Here is a 1,526-nt window from a genome sequence, read left to right as displayed (position 1 = left end):
GCGGTCGACCGGGTGGCGGCGCACCAGACGGCGGTCGCCGCCGAGGCGGAGCGGGAGGTCGAGCGGCTGGCCGGCTGCATCGGGGCCGCGACCATGGACCCCGGCACGCCCGAGTGCGAGGTCGACGACCCGAGCTCGCTCGTGGGCGCGTTCAGCACCGGCTACTCCGACCCGGGCGGCTCGGCCGCCGACTGCTGGTCCAACCGTGAGCGGCCGGTGCGCCTCGGGGTGTGCAGCCTCGGTCCCGAGACCGGGTACAGCCACCGGCTCCTGGCCACGGGTGACTCGCACAGCCACCAGATGCTCTCCGCCTACCAGCGGATCGCGCAGGAGCGCGGGTGGCGCATCGACGTCGCGGGCCGGGCCGGCTGTCACTGGAACGCGCGCCCCATGCTCAAGTCCGTGCAGGAGTCGATCGACCTGTGCACCGAGTGGAACCGGCAGCTCGAGGACTACGTGCGCTCCCACCCCGAGTACGACGGGTACCTCGTGCTGCACTCCAGCAAGCAGTCCGTGCAGGCGGTCGGCGACGAGGACCGCACCGAGGCGCTGGGGGCCGGCCTCGCGGAGGCGTGGGCGCAGCGGCCGGATCTCTCGGTGCCCGTCATCGCGATCCGCGACAACCCGATCTTCGAGGAGAACGCCGACGTCTTCGAGCGGGAGGTCGTGCCCTGCATCGAGGAGAACGGTGACGACGCGGCGACCGTCTGCGCCCGGGACCGGGAGGCCGTGCTGCGGGACGACGGCTCCGCGGTCGCCGTCGAGCTGGACCCGAACGCGCGCCTCGTGGACATGACGGACTACTACTGCGGCCCGGAGACCTGCTCGCCCGTCATCGGATACCTGCCCGTGTACGCGGACGGCTTCCACGTGTCGCGGCCGTTCCTGGTGACCCTGGCGCCGTTCCTCGGCGACCGCATCGCCGCCGCGCTCGGCGACTGACCGGGCCGCCGGCCGGCCTCCGGCGGTCGGGCGCGCCCCCGGTGATCGCTACGCTGTCGCTGTGGCTCTTGACCCCAGCAAGATCATCAGGGCGCTCGTGGACGGACGTGGCCGGCAGGCCAAGGACCGCCCGGACGAACCGACGGAGGTTCCCGCCCAGGACGCCGGGACGGTGACCCCCGCGGACGCGGCTTCCGGGCCTGCCGCGCCAGAGCCCGCGGAGCCTGCCGCGGAGCCCGCCACCGAGCCTGCCGAGCCCGTGCTGTCGGACGCCGACCGGGTGCTCGGCTCCGGACTCTTCGACGTCGAGTGGTACGAGGCCCAGGCAGGCACGACGTTCCCGGGCCCCGTGCGCGCCGTGAAGCACTACCTCGCGCGCGGCCGCCGTTCGGGCTGGTCGCCGCACCCCCTCTTCGTCCCCGCGCGGTTCCGGCCCCAGCGGTGGGAGCGCGACGAGACCGACCCGCTGATCACCTACCTCGACGGCGCCGACGGCGCCTGGGACGCGGTGACCTCCCCGCTCTTCGACCCGGCACGGTTCGGCGACCAGCGGGCGGACGGCCGCAGCCCGCTGGTCGCGTTCC

1 protein-coding gene and 1 pseudogene are annotated in these 1,526 nt (G+C 74.3%); both read left to right on the top strand.

All coding sequences use genetic code 11. The features are described 5' to 3' along the window. Positions 1 to 942, top strand: a 942-nt coding sequence (locus PROKR_RS03480; RefSeq protein ID WP_036959522.1) for an SGNH hydrolase domain-containing protein, incomplete at its 5' end; no start/stop codon positions are given. Between the two features lie 61 nt (positions 943 to 1,003). Beyond that, positions 1,004 to 1,526 (top strand): annotated as a pseudogene (locus tag PROKR_RS33710) (hypothetical protein); the annotation flags it as partial.

The sequence above is a fragment of the Promicromonospora kroppenstedtii DSM 19349 genome (assembly GCF_000515355.1).
GTDB lineage: Bacteria > Actinomycetota > Actinomycetes > Actinomycetales > Cellulomonadaceae > Promicromonospora > Promicromonospora kroppenstedtii.
The sequence above is the reverse complement of the archived record's forward strand: the minus strand, read 5'-3'. Positions and strand labels throughout refer to the sequence as shown.